This window comes from Saccharopolyspora phatthalungensis, from assembly GCF_014203395.1.
GTDB lineage: Bacteria > Actinomycetota > Actinomycetes > Mycobacteriales > Pseudonocardiaceae > Saccharopolyspora > Saccharopolyspora phatthalungensis.
In genome coordinates, this window is sequence record NZ_JACHIW010000001.1 from 4,531,540 (window position 1) to 4,547,926 (window position 16,387).

At 69.9% G+C, this 16,387-nt stretch carries 16 protein-coding genes; 14 read left to right on the forward strand and 2 right to left on the reverse strand.

What is annotated here, in order from left to right; translation table 11 throughout:
- Window positions 1-46: 46 nt before the first annotated feature.
- The 11 genes from recN (at window position 47) to BJ970_RS20845 (ending at window position 11,462) form a co-directional block, all read left to right on the forward strand.
- On the forward strand, window positions 47-1,858 hold the full coding sequence (gene recN / locus BJ970_RS20795; protein WP_184727775.1) for a DNA repair protein RecN: 1,812 nt from the start codon (window positions 47-49) through the stop codon (window positions 1,856-1,858).
- A 91-nt stretch (window positions 1,859-1,949) separates the two neighbouring features.
- The gene (steA, locus tag BJ970_RS20800; protein ID WP_184727776.1) at window positions 1,950-3,134 is read left to right on the forward strand and encodes a putative cytokinetic ring protein SteA; all 1,185 of its coding nucleotides are present in this window, start codon (window positions 1,950-1,952) and stop codon (window positions 3,132-3,134) included.
- The gene (locus tag BJ970_RS20805; protein WP_184727777.1) at window positions 3,131-4,069 is read left to right on the forward strand and encodes a copper transporter; all 939 of its coding nucleotides are present in this window, start codon (window positions 3,131-3,133) and stop codon (window positions 4,067-4,069) included. The genes steA and BJ970_RS20805 overlap by 4 nt, the downstream gene beginning before the upstream one ends.
- A 260-nt stretch (window positions 4,070-4,329) precedes the next feature.
- On the forward strand, window positions 4,330-6,033 hold the full coding sequence (gene pyrG, locus BJ970_RS20810; RefSeq protein WP_376775064.1) for a CTP synthase: 1,704 nt from the start codon (window positions 4,330-4,332) through the stop codon (window positions 6,031-6,033).
- Between the two features lie 82 nt (window positions 6,034-6,115).
- Window positions 6,116-6,772 carry an NUDIX domain-containing protein gene (locus BJ970_RS20815; RefSeq protein WP_184727779.1) on the forward strand — a complete coding sequence of 219 codons (657 nt, stop codon included), beginning with the start codon at window positions 6,116-6,118 and terminating at the stop codon, window positions 6,770-6,772.
- The gene (gene xerD / locus BJ970_RS20820) at window positions 6,769-7,716 is read left to right on the forward strand and encodes a site-specific tyrosine recombinase XerD (RefSeq protein WP_184727780.1); all 948 of its coding nucleotides are present in this window, start codon (window positions 6,769-6,771) and stop codon (window positions 7,714-7,716) included. Before BJ970_RS20815 ends, xerD begins: the two co-directional genes overlap by 4 nt.
- Before the next feature lie 163 nt (window positions 7,717-7,879).
- On the forward strand, window positions 7,880-8,818 hold the full coding sequence (locus BJ970_RS20825; RefSeq protein WP_184727781.1) for a ParA family protein: 939 nt from the start codon (window positions 7,880-7,882) through the stop codon (window positions 8,816-8,818).
- Window positions 8,815-9,162 carry a hypothetical protein gene (locus BJ970_RS20830; protein ID WP_184727782.1) on the forward strand — a complete coding sequence of 116 codons (348 nt, stop codon included), beginning with the start codon at window positions 8,815-8,817 and terminating at the stop codon, window positions 9,160-9,162. Before BJ970_RS20825 ends, BJ970_RS20830 begins: the two co-directional genes overlap by 4 nt.
- Window positions 9,159-10,010: a segregation and condensation protein A gene (locus tag BJ970_RS20835; protein ID WP_184727783.1), complete on the forward strand. Its 852-nt coding sequence runs from the start codon at window positions 9,159-9,161 to the stop codon at window positions 10,008-10,010. The genes BJ970_RS20830 and BJ970_RS20835 overlap by 4 nt, the downstream gene beginning before the upstream one ends.
- Window positions 10,007-10,696, forward strand: a complete 690-nt coding sequence (gene scpB / locus BJ970_RS20840; RefSeq protein WP_184727784.1) for an SMC-Scp complex subunit ScpB — start codon at window positions 10,007-10,009, stop codon at window positions 10,694-10,696. Before BJ970_RS20835 ends, scpB begins: the two co-directional genes overlap by 4 nt.
- Window positions 10,686-11,462 carry a pseudouridine synthase gene (locus BJ970_RS20845; protein ID WP_184727785.1) on the forward strand — a complete coding sequence of 259 codons (777 nt, stop codon included), beginning with the start codon at window positions 10,686-10,688 and terminating at the stop codon, window positions 11,460-11,462. The genes scpB and BJ970_RS20845 overlap by 11 nt, the downstream gene beginning before the upstream one ends.
- 113 nt (window positions 11,463-11,575) lie before the next feature.
- Here the strand turns inward: BJ970_RS20845 and BJ970_RS20850 are convergent, their stop codons facing one another.
- Together BJ970_RS20850 and BJ970_RS20855 are read right to left on the reverse strand one after the other, a co-directional pair.
- Window positions 11,576-12,751 carry a cation:proton antiporter gene (locus BJ970_RS20850; protein ID WP_184727786.1) on the reverse strand — a complete coding sequence of 392 codons (1,176 nt, stop codon included), beginning with the start codon at window positions 12,749-12,751 and terminating at the stop codon, window positions 11,576-11,578.
- Window positions 12,752-12,879: 128 nt separating this feature from the next.
- Window positions 12,880-13,362: a cation:proton antiporter regulatory subunit gene (locus BJ970_RS20855; RefSeq protein WP_184727787.1), complete on the reverse strand. Its 483-nt coding sequence runs from the start codon at window positions 13,360-13,362 to the stop codon at window positions 12,880-12,882.
- Window positions 13,363-13,510: 148 nt separating this feature from the next.
- On the opposite strand from BJ970_RS20855, the gene cmk reads away from it, so the two are divergent.
- The 3 genes from cmk to der are packed head-to-tail and all read left to right on the forward strand — an operon-like array spanning window position 13,511 to window position 16,340.
- Window positions 13,511-14,242 (forward strand): (d)CMP kinase, encoded by a 732-nt coding sequence (gene cmk, locus BJ970_RS20860; protein ID WP_184727788.1) that lies wholly within the window; start codon window positions 13,511-13,513, stop codon window positions 14,240-14,242.
- A complete protein-coding gene (locus BJ970_RS20865) occupies window positions 14,239-14,913 on the forward strand; it encodes a lysophospholipid acyltransferase family protein (RefSeq protein ID WP_312864337.1) in 675 nt (224 codons plus the stop codon). The genes cmk and BJ970_RS20865 overlap by 4 nt, the downstream gene beginning before the upstream one ends.
- The gene (der, locus tag BJ970_RS20870; protein ID WP_376775065.1) at window positions 14,910-16,340 is read left to right on the forward strand and encodes a ribosome biogenesis GTPase Der; all 1,431 of its coding nucleotides are present in this window, start codon (window positions 14,910-14,912) and stop codon (window positions 16,338-16,340) included. The genes BJ970_RS20865 and der overlap by 4 nt, the downstream gene beginning before the upstream one ends.
- Window positions 16,341-16,387 lie beyond the last annotated feature (47 nt).

Below are 16,387 nucleotides of genomic sequence, written 5' to 3' on the forward strand. Positions count from 1 at the left end.
CCTAGCGGGGAACCGTGGGTCGGGTCGTGCCGCTAGGGTGCTTGATGTGTTGGCGGAGATGCGCATCCAGGGACTGGGCGTCATCGACGACGCCACGCTCGCACTGCACGCCGGCCTGACCGTGGTCACCGGTGAGACCGGCGCCGGTAAGACGATGGTGGTCACCGGGCTGCATCTGCTCGGCGGTGGTCGGGCCGATGCGTCGCGGGTCCGGTCCGGTGCGCAGCGTGCCGTCGTGGAGGGCCGGTTCCAGACCACGATCGACTCGCCGGCGGCAAAGGTAGCCGCGGATGCCGGGGCCGAACCCGACGAGGACGGAAGCCTGATCGCGGTGCGGACCGTGACGGCCGACGGCCGGTCGCGGGCGCATCTCGGCGGTCGTTCGGTGCCCAACGCGGTGCTGTCGGAACTGGCCGAGCAAGCGCTCGCCGTGCATGGCCAGAACGACCAGCTGCGGTTGCTGCGGTCCGGCGAGCAGCGCGCGGTGCTGGACCGGTTCGCCGGCGAACCGGTGCTGCACGTGCTCGCCGACTACCAGCGGGTCCGGGCGGAATGGGCCGATGCGGTGCGGGAACTGACCGAGCGCACCGAACGCTCGCGGGAGTTGGCCAGGGAAGCGGAGTTGCTCCGGCACAGCCTCGCCGAGATCGAGGCCGTCGCACCGGAACCCGGCGAGGACGTCGAGCTGGTCGACGAGGCGCGGCGGCTCGCGGATGTCGACCAGCTCCGGGAGATCGCGACCGCCGCTCACCTGGCGCTCAGCGGCGCGGTCGACGGCGATCCGGACGCGCCGGGCGCGATCGGCCTGATCGGGGAGGCCCGGCGGCGCCTCGGCGCGGCCGAGGACCCGGCACTGCGCGAGTTGGAGCCGCGGGTGGCGGAGGCGGTCGCGGTGCTGGCCGACGTGGGCGGCGAGCTCGGCGGTTACCTGGACCGGTTGGACGCCGACCCCGCCCGGCTGGAGCAGGTGTTGGCCCGGCAGGCGGAACTGAAGCAGTTGACGAAGAAGTACGCCGCGGACGTCGACGGCGTGCTGGCCTGGGCCGACGACGCACGCGCCCGACTGTCCGGAATGGACACTTCCGAGGAGGCGCTGGCGGCGTTGGCCGCGCGGCGTGATGAACTCGCGACCGAGTTGGCCGAGCACGCGGCTGCGGTGTCTGCGGCTCGGCAGGAGGCTGCGGTGGGCCTGGCCGCAGCGGTATCCGAGGAGTTGGACGGGCTGGCGATGCCGCAGGCGCGGCTGGAAGTCGTTGTCCAGGCGAAGGAAGCCGACCCCAGCGATCCGTACGCGCTGACCGTGCGAGGGCGCTCCGTGCATGCCGGTCCGGAGGGCGTCGACGAGGTCGAACTCCAGCTGATCGCGCATTCCGGTGCCCCCGCGCTGCCGATTCACAAGGGTGCCTCGGGCGGTGAGCTGTCCCGGGTGATGCTGGCGCTGGAGGTCGTGCTCGCCGACGCGGACACGGTGCCAACACTGGTGTTCGACGAAGTCGACGCCGGAGTCGGGGGTCGCGCCGCGGTGGAGATCGGGCGGCGGCTGGCCCGCCTGGCCGGCACCCACCAGGTCGTGGTCGTCACCCACCTGCCGCAGGTCGCCGCGTACGCCGACCGGCACCTCGTGGTGGACAAGGGAGCCGCCGACGGCGGGCTGACGCGCAGCGATGTGCGAGTGGTCGCCGACGAGCGGCGGGTGGTCGAGTTGGCGCGGATGCTGGCCGGGATGGACTCCACGGAGACCGGGCGGGCCCACGCGGAGGAACTGCTCGACACCGCGACGGCCTACAAGCTGGCCCAAACGCGGTTCCGGCGGCGCGGGAAGTCGGCGCCCAAAAAGCGGGAGCACAGCAAGAAGTAGGCCGTTCGGCCCAATGAATTCTGCTGCTTGTAGGGCAACAGCACCGGCGTGGCGGACCAATAACGGTTGATCGATTTGTCACCATCGGTGCATGAAACTCAGCGGTCTGCTGGCCCGCCAGCAGGAAAGCCTGCCCGGCATCGCCGGGATCGCCAGGGTCGAGCGGCGCTCGGGTGACGTGCTGCGCCGGGTCCGTTCCGGCGACATCGCGGTGATCGATCACGCGGACCTGGACCGGCGAACGGCCGAAGCGCTGGTCTCGGCCGGTGTGGTCGGTGTGGTCAACGCCGTGCCCTCGATCTCCGGGCGCTACCCGAACCTCGGGCCCGAAGTGCTGCTGTCGGCCGGCGTCGCGTTGGTCGACGGGGTCGGCCCCGAGGTGGCGCACCGGGTCAAGGACGGCGCGAAAATCCGGCTGCACGAAGGCGGTGTGTTCGTCGGGGACCGGGAGGTCGGGCGCGGGACGCAGCAGGACGCCAACTCGGTCGCCGATTTGCTCATCGAAGCCAAGGCCGGGATGTCGGCGCAGCTTGAGGCGTTCTCGGCGAACACCATCGAGTTCCTGCGCAGGGAGCGGACGCTGATCCTCGACGGCGTCGGCGTGCCGGAGCTGACGGTGCCGATGGCGGGCCGCCAGGTGCTGGTGGTGGCGCCGGGCTATGGCCATGCCGACGACCTGCAGCGATTGCGGAAGTACATCCGGGAGTACCGGCCGGTGCTGATCGGGGTCGAAAGCGGCGCGGAGGCGCTGCGCAAGGCCGGGTACAAGCCGAACGTCATCGTCGGTGACCCCGACGGCATCGCCACCACCATGCTGAAGTGCGGCGCGGAGCTCGTGATCCCCGCCCACCTCGACGGGCACGCGCCCGGCCTGGAGCGCATCCAGGATCTGGGCATCGGCGCGGTGACGTTCCCGGCCTCCGGGAACCCCGAGGACCTGGCGCTGCTGCTCGCCGACGCGCACAAGGCGAGCCTGGTGATCACGGTCGGTTTCCAGGCGACGCTGGGCGAATTCCTCGACCGCGGGCGCTCCGGATCGAACCCGTCGACGTTCCTTACCCGGCTCCGGTTGGGCAGCAAGGTCATCGACGGTCCGGCGGTGGCCGCGTTGCAGCGCAGCCGGACACCTGTCAGCGCCGTGGTGCTGCTGGTCGCCTCGGTGCTGCTGGTGGTCGTCGTGGCCCTGCTGGTCTCCGGGCTGGGCACCGCATTCCTGGGCGTGCTCGCCGACACCGGTGACGACGTATCCGCATATTTCAAGGGGCTTTTCACGTGATCTCGTTGCGCTACCACATCGTGTCGATCGCTGCGGTGTTCCTGGCGTTGGCCGTGGGCGTCGTCGTCGGCTCCAGCTCGATCAGCGACCGGTTGCTGGCCGGCGTTGGCGACCAGCAACGGTCGTTGCAGCAGCAGGTCAACGACCTCAACGCCGAGCGAACGGCGCTCAAGGCGCAGGTCGCTGCCGCCGATCGGTTCGACTCGGCGGTGGGGCCGATGGCCGTGCAGGGCCAGCTGGCGAAGCGCAGCGTTGTGCTGATCACTTCGGCGGACTCCTCCGAACAGCAGCGCGACGCGGTGGCGCAGCTGCTGCGCGCGGCGGGTGCGGACGTGACCGGTGAGGTGCGCCTGGGCCAGTCGTTCGCCGATCCGGACCGGGCGGACCAGCTGCGGCGGGTGGTCACCGAGCTGCTGCCCGCCGGTGTGCAGCTGCCCACGGCGGCGGATCCCGGCACTTTGGCGGGTGGCCTGATCGGGCCGTTGGCCCTGCTGAACCCGCAGACCGGGCAGCCGCAGACCGGCGGCCAGGAGCGAGCGGCCGCGTTCGCGGGTCTGGCCGACGGGGGCTTCGCGGTCGCCTCGCCGGGGTTGCGGCCCGCGCAGCTCGCGGTGATGCTGACCGGTGGCCGGATCGACGGTGACAGTGCGGGGGACAAGGCCGCGACACTGGCCCGGTTCGCGACCCAGATCGACCGGGCGGGCCAGGGTGCGGTGCTGGCCGGCGATGCCGGTTCGGCCGACGGGAACGGTGCGGTGGGAGTGGCGCGCGCGGACCCGGCGATGGCGTCGACGCTGTCCACGGTGGACAACGCGGACAGCGGCTCGGGTCGGGTGGCGATCGTGCTGGCGGCGCGTGAGCAGGCCGACCGGCAGGCCGGGCACTACGGCGTCGCGAGCAGTGCCCAGGGGCCGGTTCCCGCGACCCGAGGCTGAGCCCGTTGGTGCTGGTGATGCTGGTGGTGCGGTGTGTCGATGCTCACCATCGCGGCCGGTTCTCCGGCCCGAAACCGGCGGGTAGGCCACCGGATGGCGGTTGACCTGGCCGATCGGGCCGGGCTTCGGCTCGGTGGGTCTCGGTGCGGACCCCGATGGTCGTGCGTTAGGCTGGAATTCCGTGGGAGCGACGGATGCAGCCGTCCTGCCAGCGCAGAATTCCAGCCAGGCGACGGCTTGACCACGGGGAGCGTTTGTTGGTGCCGCAAGCACGCACGATCAAGCATGTGTTCGTCACGGGGGGCGTGGCCTCCTCGTTGGGTAAGGGGCTCACGGCATCCAGCCTGGGTGAATTGCTGACTTCCCGCGGCCTGCGGGTGACCATGCAGAAGCTCGACCCCTACCTGAACGTCGATCCGGGAACGATGAACCCGTTCCAGCACGGTGAGGTGTTCGTGACCGAGGACGGCGCGGAGACCGACCTCGACATCGGGCACTACGAGCGGTTCCTGGACCGGGACCTGACCCGCAACGCCAACGTGACGACCGGTCAGGTGTACTCGACGGTCATCGCCAAGGAGCGCCGCGGCGAGTACCTGGGCGACACCGTGCAGGTGATCCCGCACATCACCGACCAGATCAAGGCCCGGATCCGGGCGATGGCCGAGCCGGACGAGGACGGCCGCACGCCCGACGTGGTGATCACCGAGGTCGGCGGCACGGTCGGTGACATCGAGTCGCTGCCGTTCCTGGAGGCCTGCCGACAGGTCCGGCACGACGTCGGCCGGGACAACTGTTTCTTCCTGCACGTGTCGCTGGTGCCGTTCCTGGCGCCCTCCGGCGAGCTGAAGACCAAGCCGACCCAGCACTCGGTGGCGGCGCTGCGCAATATCGGTATCCAGCCCGATGCGCTGGTGTGCCGGGCGGACCGGGACCTGCCCGAGGATCTCAAGCGCAAGATCGCGCTGATGTGCGACGTCGACGTGGACGGCGTGGTGGCCTGCCCGGACGCGCCGTCGATCTACGACATCCCGCGGGTGCTGCACGGGGAGGGCCTGGACGCCTACCTGGTGCGGCGGCTCGGACTGCCGTTCCGCGACGTCGACTGGTCGGTGTGGGGTGACTTGCTGGACCGGGTGCACAACCCGTCGGAGCGGGTGCGGATCGCCCTGGTCGGCAAGTACGTTGACCTGCCCGACGCCTACCTGTCGGTCACCGAGGCGCTGCGTGCCGGTGGTTTCGCGCACCGGGCGAAGGTGGAGATCTCCTGGGTCGGTTCGGATACCTGCGAGACCGAGGCGGGCGCGGCGCACGCACTGTCCGGAATGGACGGTGTGCTGATTCCGGGCGGCTTCGGGGTGCGCGGCATCGAGGGCAAGCTCGGTGCCATCCGGTATGCGCGCACGCATGGCATTCCGGCCCTCGGGCTGTGCTTGGGCCTGCAGTGCATGGTGATCGAGACGGCGCGCTCGCTGGCCGGGCTGGAGCGGGCCAACTCCACGGAGTTCGAGGAGCCCGCCAAGCATCCGGTGATCAGCACGATGGCCGACCAGCACGATGTGCTCTCCGGTGACCGGGACATGGGCGGCACCATGCGGCTGGGTTCGTACCCGGCGAAGCTGCAGGAGGGCTCGATCGTCGCCGAGGCCTACGGCGCCACCGAGGTGGCCGAGCGGCACCGGCATCGCTACGAGGTGAACAACGCCTACCGGGACCGGTTGAGCAAGGCGGGCGTGGTGTTCTCCGGGACTTCCCCGGATGACCGGCTGGTGGAGTTCGTCGAGTTGCCGCGCGAGGAGCACCCGTTCTTCGTCGGCACCCAGGCGCACCCGGAGCTGAAGAGCCGTCCCACCCGCCCGCACCCGCTGTTCGCGGCGTTTGTGAAGGCGGCGCTGGACTATCGCGCCGCGGAGCGGTTGCCGGTCGAGTTTGAGCCCGTCCAGGAGCCGGCGCCCAGCGTGTGATCAGGCGGTTTCAAGGGAAATCGACCCGTCGATTTCCCTTGGAACCGCGCGACTCGTGTTCCGGACGCCAATCCGCTCTAGGGTGGTCGACGTGGACACGACTGAGAATGGTGTCGCGCGCACCAACGGCGAGCACGAATTCACCACCCTGGCCAGCGACGACGCGTACGTCGGCAAGATCCTCGCGCTGCGGGCCGACGAGGTCGCGATGCCCGGTGGCGGGCAGGCGCGCCGCGAGGTCGTCGAGCACCTCGGCGCGGTGGCGGTGGTGGCGCTCGATGAACACGACGAGGTCGTGCTCATCCATCAGTACCGGTATCCGCTCGGCCGGCGGCTCTGGGAACTGCCGGCCGGGCTGCTGGATGTGGCGGGGGAGGAACCGGTGCGCACGGCGCAGCGGGAACTCGCCGAAGAGGCCGGGCTCGCCGCCCGGGACTGGTCGGTGCTGGTCGACGTCGCCACCTCACCTGGTTTCACCGACGAGTGCGTGCGGGTGTTCCTGGCCACCGGATTGTCCGATGTGGACCGACCGGCGGCGGTCGGGGACGAGGAGGCGGACCTGGTGATCAGGCGTTTTCCGCTGGCCGAGACGATTCGGATGGCGCTGGCCGGGGAGATCGTCAACGGCCCCGCGGTGGCCGGGCTGCTCGCCGCCCAAGTGGTCCGCGACGGCCGGGCCCGGCCGCGACCGGCCGACGCCGAGTGGCCGGACCGGCCGTCGCGCTTCGCCGCCCGGTGAAGGGTTTCGAGGAGCTGCCACCGGACCTGCGCGGCGTGATCACCGGGTATCTCGATCACCTCGCCGTCGAGCGCGGCACCGCTCGCAGCACTCTCGACTCCTATGCCAGGGACCTGCGCCGATACGCCGAATTCCTGGTCGTCGCGGGGATTTCCGGTCTCGTCGAGGTGCGTGCCCAACACCTGTCGCGATTCCTGGCCGAGCTGCGGGAAGGCACCGAAGACCGGTCCGCGCTCGCGCCGTCGTCGGCGGCGCGGGCCCTGGTGGCGGCTCGCGGCCTGCACCGCTTCGCGCATGCCGAAGGGCTGCTGGCGGTCGACGTCGCTCGCGAGGTCGCGCCGCCGAGTCTGCCGAAGCGCCTGCCGAAGGCGCTTTCCATCGCTGACGTTGGGAAGTTGCTCGATCACGCCGGCGGCGAGGACGCCCGGGGCATGCGGGACCGGGCACTGCTGGAACTGCTGTATTCGACCGGGGCGCGGATTTCCGAAGCGGTCGGCCTGGATCTCGACGACCTCGACGCCACCCACCGCACGGTTCTGCTGGACGGAAAGGGAGGTCGGCAACGGCTGGTGCCCATCGGCCGGCCGGCTTTGGCCGCGCTGGAGGCATACCTGGTGCGGGGCCGACCGGGTCTGCTGGCGCGTGGTCGCGGAAGTGCCGCGGTGTTCCTGAATTCGCGCGGCAGCGGACTTTCCCGGCAAAGCGCGTGGAATGCCTTGAAGACCGCCGCCCGGCGCGCCGGAATCGGTGGTTCGGTGTCGCCGCACGTGCTGCGGCACTCGTTCGCCACGCACCTGGTGGAGGGCGGCGCGGACGTTCGCGTGGTGCAGGAACTACTGGGCCATGCCTCGGTCACGACGACCCAGGTGTACACGCTGATCACCGTGAACACGTTGCGGGAGGTCTATGCGACGACCCATCCGCGGGCCCACGCTACGGAGTGAGTTGGCCACGCTGCGAATGCGAGGCGGCGGGACAAGCGGTAGACGTTGATCACACGGAGATCACAGGGAACTTCCAACACCCCGGCGAGGCGCGTTGCCGCTGGTAGTGAATGCCACTTAGGCTGCGTTTGATCGCCACCGGCACCAAAGGAGTCAGATCGCCATGTCGCTACCGCAGCCCGCCGCCGAAGGGCGGCCCCGGGTCGCGGTCGACCTGAGCATCGCCCCGGAGACGGGCCGCGAGGAAGACATCGACCCGACGTCGACCCCGCGCGGCCTCGGTCCCACTGGCCGGCCACGTCGGCACATCCCGGAGCCACCGCTGCTCGACCGGCACGGTCCCGCATCGGTGCTCGCGATGTGCAACCAGAAGGGCGGCGTAGGGAAGACCACGTCGACGATCAACCTCGGCGCAGCGCTGGCGGAGTACGGACGCCGGGTGCTGCTGGTGGATTTCGATCCGCAGGGCGCGCTTTCGGTCGGCCTCGGGGTCCAGCCCCACCAGCTCGATCAGACCATCTACAACGTGATCATGGAACGGCCGGTCGCCGTCCAGGACGTGGTGCGCCAGACCACCGTCGAGGGCATGGATTTGCTGCCCAGCAACATCGATCTGTCCGCGGCGGAGGTGCAGTTGGTCGCCGAGGTGGGCCGCGAGCAGACCCTGCACCGGGTGCTGCAACCGGCGCTACCGGAGTACGACTATGTGCTGGTGGACTGCCAGCCCTCGCTCGGCCTGCTGACGGTGAACGCGTTGGCCGCCGCGGATGGCGTGATAATCCCGTTGGAGTGCGAATTCTTCAGCCTGCGCGGGGTGGCGCTGCTGATCGACACCATCGAGAAGGTGCGGGAGCGATTGAACCCCAGGCTGGAGATCAGCGGCATCCTGGCGACCATGTTCGACCCGCGCACGCTGCATTCCCGCGAGGTGATGGCGCGGGTGGTGGAGGCATTCGGCGACATCGTCTTCGACGCGGTGATCAACCGGACGGTGCGGTTCCCGGAGACCACGGTGGCGGGCGAGCCGATCACCCGCTGGGCGCCGCGCTCGGCCGGGGCGCAAGCGTACCGGGCGCTGGCTCGCGAGGTGATCGCCCGATGACGCGCCGGGTTGCCCTGCCTGGAGCCGCCGAATTGTTCCGTACTACTGTGCCCCGGACAGATCACGCGAATCCGCCCGAGCCGGTGCGGGACTCTGCGGCACAGCAAGCGGTGGGCAGGTCCGGTTCGGGGCGGCGCAAGCACGATTCGAAGATCACCGTGTACGTGTCCGACGAGGAGTTGCTGGGCTTGGAGCAGGCGCGACTGGCATTGCGGGCCCACCACGGCATCGCCGTGGACCGGGGCCGAGTGGTGCGGGAAGCGGTTGCGGTGGTGCTCGCCGACCTCGACGAGAATGGTGCGGACTCCGTGCTGGTGCAGCGCCTGCGGGAGCCCGGCGAGTGATCGACCCCGCTGTTCCGGAGGAGCAGCCGAGCGAGGATCCCGGCTCCAGCGGTCGGTTCACGGTGCGGCTGGAGAATTTCGAAGGACCCTTCGACCTGCTGTTGCAGCTGATTTCCCAGCACCAGCTGGACGTCACCGAGGTGGCGTTGCACAAGGTCACCGACGAGTTCATCGCCTACACCAGGGCGCTCGGCGAGCATTGGGACTTAAATGAGACCACCGAATTCCTGGTGGTCGCCGCGACGCTGCTGGACTTGAAGGCGGCTCGCCTGCTGCCCGCCGCCGAGGTGGAGGACGAGGCGGACCTCGCGCTGCTGGAGGCCCGCGACCTGCTCTTCGCGCGGCTGTTGCAATATCGCGCGTACAAGCAGGTGGCCGCGTTGTTCGGCGAGTTGGAAGCCGGTGCGTTGCGGCGCTATCCGCGCTCGGTATCGGTGGAGGAGCGGTTCGAGAACCTGCTGCCGGAGGTGGTGATCGGGGTTCCTCCGCAGCGCTTCGCCGAGATCGCGGCGGCGGTGTTCCGGCCGAAACCGCCGCCGACGGTGTCGCTGGACCACATTCACCAGCACGGAGTTTCGGTCCGCGAACACGCGGCGCTGCTGCGGGTGCGGTTGGCCGAGAAGGGCAGCGCGACGTTCGCGGAGTTGGTGTCGGACTGCGGGCACACTGTCGAGGTGGTGGCGCGGTTCCTGGCATTGCTGGAGCTCTACCGGGAAAAGGTCTTGCAGTTCGAGCAGGAGAACCCGCTGGGCGAGCTGCTCGTGCGCTGGGTGGGCGGCAGCGTGGCGCAGGCGCAGGTCGACGCCGAGGCGCAGCGCGCCAACCATGACGAAGAGGAGTACGGGTGACGGAGCTGGAGCCGCAGGCCACGGCGGAGGACGAGACTCCCGAACCACCGGACTCCCCACCGCCGGCCGAACCTCAGGAGCCGTCGGAAGCGCTGGCGGAGTCCGGGGAGTCCGAGGCCGTGGAGCAGCCGAGCGCGCCGGACCTGTCGGCAGATTCGGCGCTCGATGCGGCTCTGGAGGCGCTGCTGCTCGTGGTGGACGTACCCGCGGGCGAGGAGTTGCTGGCCGACACCCTGGAGCAGCCGGTGGCCAGGGTACGGGCGGCGCTGCAACGGCTTTCCGACGGCTATGCCGAGGCGCAGCGGGGCTTTGACCTGCGACGGGTCGGGGACGGCTGGCGGTTCTACACGCGGGAGAGGTACGCGCCGTATGTGGAGCGGTACCTGCTGGACGGCCAGCGTTCGAAGCTGACGCGTGCGGCGCTGGAGACGCTCGCCGTGATCGCCTACCGGCAGCCGGTGACGCGTTCGCGGGTCGCGGCGGTACGCGGTGTGAACGTCGACGGCGTCATCCGTACCCTGGTAGGGCGCGGCCTTATCGAAGAGGCCGGAACCGACCCGGAGACGGGCGGCATCCTGTACTGCACGACCGAGCTGTTCCTGGAGCGGCTGGGGCTGTCGTCGCTGAAGGAGTTGCCGCCGCTCGCCCCCTTGTTGCCCGAAGTGGATTCGATTGATGACGTCTGAGTACCGTTCCCCGTCCCACGCTTCTCGGCCCGGAGCCGACTCGGAAGGCACGCGGCTGCAGAAAGTGCTGTCCCAGGCCGGGGTCGCGTCGCGGCGCGCGGCCGAGGAGATGATCGCCGAAGGGCGGATCGAGGTCGACGGCGAGGTGGTCACCGAGCTGGGGAGGCGGGTCGACCCGGCGACCGCGGTGATCCACGTGGACGGAAACCGGGTGATGGTCAACGACGATCTGACGCACCTGCTGCTGAACAAGCCGCGCGGCATCCTGTGCACCATGTCCGACGACAAGGGACGCCCGTGCATCGGCGACTACCTGCGGGAGCGGCAGGGCAAGCTGTTCCACGTGGGGCGGCTGGACCAGGACACCGAAGGACTGCTGCTGATCACCAACGACGGGGAGCTGGCCAACCGGCTGATGCACCCGTCGTACCAGGTGCGCAAGACGTACCTGGCCGAAGTGCTGGGGCCGATCCCGAAGGACCTCGGGCAGCGGCTGCGCGAGGGCGTGGAGCTGGACGACGGACCGGTAAAGGTGGACCGGTTCAAGCTGGTCGACATGAACCAGAACCGGGCGCTGGTGGAGATCGTGCTGCACGAGGGCCGCAAGCGCATCGTGCGGCGGCTGCTCAAGCACGTCGGCCACCCGGTGCAGCGTCTGGTGCGGACGCAGCTGGGCCAGGTGCGGCTGACCACCGAGCGGCCGGGCGCGATCCGGCCGTTGAACCAGCAGGAGGTCGGATCGCTGTACCGGGCGGTCGGGCTCTGAATTTGGGCTGTTTATAAGCGGCGTAAGCCGCTTGCGGTGTGGGACTCAAGTGAGTTTGAGCCTTCGGTCGATCAGTTGGGATTGGCCGAAGGCCTTTTCGTGCGGGGCTTCGCTCAGGCCTTGCTGGACAGGCGCTTGAGGAACATCCGGGCCACCGGCTCGACGACGCGGGCCGCAACCGGGCCGACGACCGCCATCAGCAGCACGTAAGCGGTGGCGAGGGCGGCGAGTTCGCCGGTCACCGCGCCGGAAGCAAGGGCCAGCCCGGCGATCACGATGGAGAATTCGCCGCGCGCGACCAGCGCGGCACCGGCCCGCAGCTGGCCCATCCGGCCGACGCCTTGCATCCGGGCGGCCAGCCAGCCGGTGAGGACCTTCGTCGCGCAGGTCGCCACCGCCAGCAGCAGCGCCACCGGCAGCACCGGCGGGATCTGGCTCGGGTCGGTGTTCAGGCCGAACACGACGAAGAACAGCGCGGCGAACAGGTCCCGCAGCGGCTCCAGCATCCGGGAGGCGTTCACCGCGGTCGACCCGGAGATCGCGATGCCCAGCAGGAACGAGCCGACCGCCGCCGAGACCTGCAATTCCGAAGCGATGCCCGCGACGAGCAGGGCCGCGCCCAGCAGCCGGAGCAGGAAGACCTCCTGATCGGGGCTGTCGACCAGCGCGGAGACGTACTTTCCGAAGCGCAGCGCGATGACCAGCACCAGGGTGATGACGACCAGCGACACCCCGACCGCGGTCAGGCCGCCGAGGAAGCTGACGCCGGCCAGCACGGCGGTCAGGATCGGCAGGTAGACGGCCATCGCCAGGTCTTCGAAGACCAGGATCGACAGGATCACCGGCGTTTCCCGGTTGCCCAGCCGCCCCAGGTCACCGAGCACCTTCGCGACGATGCCCGACGAGGAGATGTAGGTGACCCCGGCCATCGTGAACGCGCCAATCGGCCCCCAGCCCAGTAGCAGGGCCACCAGCGCGCCGGGCACCGCGTTGAGCACGATGTCGATCAGGCCCGCCAGCCAGGAGCGGCGTAAGCCGGTGACCAGCTCGCCCGCGGAGTACTCCAGGCCCAGTAATAACAGCAGTAGGACGACGCCGAGTTCGGAGGCGATGTGGGTGAACGGCTGGATGCCGTGCAGCGGTATCAGCCCGCCGGTGCCGAACGCGAGCCCTCCTAACAGGTACAGCGGGATCGGTGACACCCCGATCTTCCAGGCGAGTCTCCCGAGGATGCCGAGGCCGAAGAAAACCGCTCCCAGCTCGATGAGGGAGATCGCCGTATCGTGCACCGTGTTTCCTCTCGCGTGTGCCCTGTGTATGGAGTTGTTCGGGGTTCGGCACGCGTTGGACCGCCGTTGGTGACGCGTGTCCCGGCCCGGTGGCCGGGAGGTGTACGGAGTTACTGGTGGGGCGCCGGTCAGCCCTTTTCCAGGATTTCGCTGGCGGCGCGCAGCCCGTCGATCGTGCCCACGACCACCACCAGGTCGCTGGCGACGAAGTGGAAGTCCGGGCGCGGGGACGGGTGCACCGTGCCTCCCCGGACGACCGCGACGATCGAAGCGGAGGTGCGGGTGCGCATCTCGGTCTCGCCGAGGGCGCGGCCGTCGTAGGGCGAGTTCGGGGCGACGGGCAGTTGCCAGGTGGTGATCCCGGCGACCTCGCGCTGCTGCTCGGTCAGCTGCGCGACCAGCTGCGGGGCGCCGAGCAAGTTGGCCAGCGCGCTGGTCTCGGTGGTGGTCAGGTCGACCGAGGCAGCCACCTTGTCCGGGTCCTCGTGGTCGGAGACGATCAGCTCGAACCGTCCGTCGCGGTAGGTGATCACACCGATGCGGTGGCCGGAGCGGGTGGTGAAGTCCTGCTGCGTGCCGAGTCCCGGCAAGGGTGTCACTGTTACGTCCACGCCTGCGACCCTATTAGGTGTTCTTTCGGATTTGTCCCCCTGGTTTGGATCGATCTGGATGCGATTGGGATGCTCGGGGGCGGAGCAGGCAGAATGAACGGTTGGTCCGGTCGGGTGCCGGGCAGCTCGGTTCCGGCTCGGGAAGGACATGCACGTGGCATTCGCCAGGCTCCGCGGTGTGGTGGCGCTCGACGGCCCGTCGGGCACCGGCAAGTCGACGGTGTCCCGCAAATTGGCGTCCGCGTTGGGTGCGACCTATCTCGACACCGGCGCGATGTACCGCGCCGTGACGCTTGCCGTGCTGCGGGCCGACGTCGAGCCGTCGGATCCGGCCGAGGTGGTGCGGGTGGTGCGGGCGGCGCGGCTGACCGTGGGAACCAACCCGGAGCATCCCACGGTGTTCCTCGAAGGCACGGACGTCGGCCGGGAGATTCGCGGGCCGGAGGTGACCAGTGCGGTGTCGGCGGTGTCGGCGGTCGCTGAGGTGCGCGAGCAGTTGGTCGCCCAGCAGCGGGAGCTGATCGACGAGGCGTTGGTGGCGCCGGGCGGCATTGTCGTCGAGGGGCGCGACATCGGCACCGTGGTGGTGCCGGATGCGGGGCTGAAGGTCTACTTGACCGCCTCCGCGCACGCCCGCGCGCAGCGCCGCACGGCGCAGGACGTCTCCGAGGGCCGCGCCGGGGACCTGGACCGGACCCATGCCGATGTGCGGCGCCGGGATGCCTTGGACTCCGGTCGGAAGGTGGCGCCGCTGCGCAGGGCCGAGGACGCGCTGGAGCTCGACACCACGGATCTGGGCGTGGTGGAGGTGCTCGAACAGTTGCACAAGCACGTAGAGAGCCGTGGCCTTTTGGTCGCGGTGGAACGGACGACGCGGTGAGCGACCAAACCCTGCCCGAGGGCGCGTCCCGCGGCATGCACCGGTTCGGCCAGTGGATTTCGCGGCGCATCGTGCGGTTGCCGTACCGGGTGCGGATCCACGGCGCGGAGCGGATTCCGCGCACCGGGCCGCTGGTGCTGGTCGCCAACCACACTTCGCTGGTCGACGGGCCGCTGCTATTCGGGATGATTCCGCGTAATGCGGTGTTCCTGATCAAGCAGGAGGCGTTCCGCGGTCCGCTGGGCTGGTTCCTGCGCCGCATCGGGCAGATCGGGGTGCGCCGCGGTGAACCGGACCGCACGCCGCTGTTGGCGGCGGTACGAGTGCTGCGGGCTGGCGGGCTCGTCGGGGTGTTCCCGGAGGGCGCCCGAGGTGAGGGCGATGTGACCACCGCGCGGCACGGTGCCGCCTGGCTGGCGCGGGCGTCGGAGGCGCGGATCCTGCCGGTGGCCTGCCGGGGCACGCGACGCCCGGACGGCGCGGGCCGTAGGCTTTTGCCCCGAATCGACGTGTTGTTCGGGGAGCCGATCACGCTGCCGGCGGGCAAGGGCCGCACCGGGCTGGTCGTGGCGACCGAAGCCGTGCGCACCGAACTGGTCGAGCTGATCGCCGAGTTGGATCGGCTGGTCGCGGACCAGCACGAAGACTATTCGAGAGGGAAACGAGCGTGACCGACGAGTCGGTGGAAGGCCTGGACGGCACGTGGTCCGACGAGGCCGAATGGGCCGAGTTCGACGAGGTCGAAGCGGCCGAGGGCGAGGCGCCGCCGAAGCCGCAGCCGGTGCTGGCCGTGGTCGGTCGGCCCAACGTGGGCAAATCGACGTTGGTGAATCGGTTGCTGGGCCGCCGGGAAGCCGTTGTCCAGGACACCCCGGGCGTCACCCGGGACCGGGTGGCCTACGACGCGCTGTGGAACGGGCGTCGCTTCACGGTGGTCGACACCGGAGGTTGGGAGCCGGACGCCAAGGGATTGCAGGCTTCGGTGGCCGCGCAGGCGGAACTGGCCATGCACACCGCTGATGCGGTGCTGCTGGTGGTCGACGCCAAGGTCGGCGCGACGGCCACCGAGGAAGCGGTGGCGAAGGTACTGCGCCGGTCGAAGCGGCCGGTGTTGCTGGCCGCGAACAAGGTCGACGACCAGCGCGGTGTCGCCGACGTGCATTCGCTGTGGTCGTTGGGGCTCGGCGAGCCGTTCCCGGTCAGCGGCCTGCACGGGCGTGGTTCCGGTGACCTGCTGGACGCCGTGCTGGAGGTGTTCCCGGAAACGCCGCGCGAGGTGTTCGGCGCGACCGGCGGGCCGCGGCGGGTGGCGCTGATCGGCAAGCCGAACGTGGGCAAGTCGAGCCTGCTCAACAAGCTGACCGGGGAAGAGCGGTCGGTGGTGCATGAGGTCGCGGGCACCACGGTCGACCCGGTGGACTCACTGGTCGAGCTGGACGGCGAGGTATGGCGCTTCGTCGACACCGCCGGGCTGCGCAAGCGTGTCAAGACCGCCAGCGGCACCGAGTACTACGCGTCATTGCGCACCAAGGCGGCCATCGAGGCGGCCGAGGTGGCGATCGTGCTCATCGACGGTTCCGAGCCGTTGAGCGAGCAGGACCTGCGGGTGATCACCATGGTGGTGGATGCCGGTCGGGCACTGATGATCGCCTACAACAAGTGGGACCTGGTCGACGAGGACCGCCGTCGCCAGTTGGAGAAGGAGATCGACCGCGAGCTGGTGCGGGTCCGGTGGGCGGAGCGGGTCAACGTGTCGGCCCGGACCGGTCGGGCGGTGGCGAAGCTGGCCCCGACGCTGCGCACGGCGCTGGAGTCGTGGGACACCCGGGTCCCCACCGGTCGGTTGAACGGCTGGCTTTCCGAATTGGTCGCGGCCAATCCGCCGCCGGTGCGCGGCGGCAAGCAGCCGAAGATCCTGTTCGCCACCCAGGCGCAGTCCCGGCCGCCGACGATCGTGCTGTTCACCACCGGGTTCCTGGAGGCCGGATACCGGCGGTTCCTGGAGCGCAAGTTCCGGGAAACGTTCGGATTCGTGGGTAGCCCGGTGCGCATCTCGGTGCGGGTGCGGGAGCGCAAGGCCAAGGGCGGCCGTCGTTGATCGCTGGCCGCTTGGGTGGCTGTGCGCTGGGTTTGACGCGGTCCCGT

Bases quoted from the DNA above. Each gene is read 5' to 3' on its own strand.
- steA (WP_184727776.1), top strand. From the start codon at position 1,950: ATGAAACTCAGCGGTCTGCTGGCCCGCCAGCAGGAAAGCCTGCCCGGC.
- BJ970_RS20825 (WP_184727781.1), top strand. From the start codon at position 7,880: ATGTCGCTACCGCAGCCCGCCGCCGAAGGGCGGCCCCGGGTCGCGGTC.
- BJ970_RS20830 (WP_184727782.1), top strand. From the start codon at position 8,815: ATGACGCGCCGGGTTGCCCTGCCTGGAGCCGCCGAATTGTTCCGTACT.
- BJ970_RS20845 (WP_184727785.1), top strand. From the start codon at position 10,686: ATGACGTCTGAGTACCGTTCCCCGTCCCACGCTTCTCGGCCCGGAGCC.
- cmk (WP_184727788.1), top strand. From the start codon at position 13,511: ATGCACGTGGCATTCGCCAGGCTCCGCGGTGTGGTGGCGCTCGACGGC.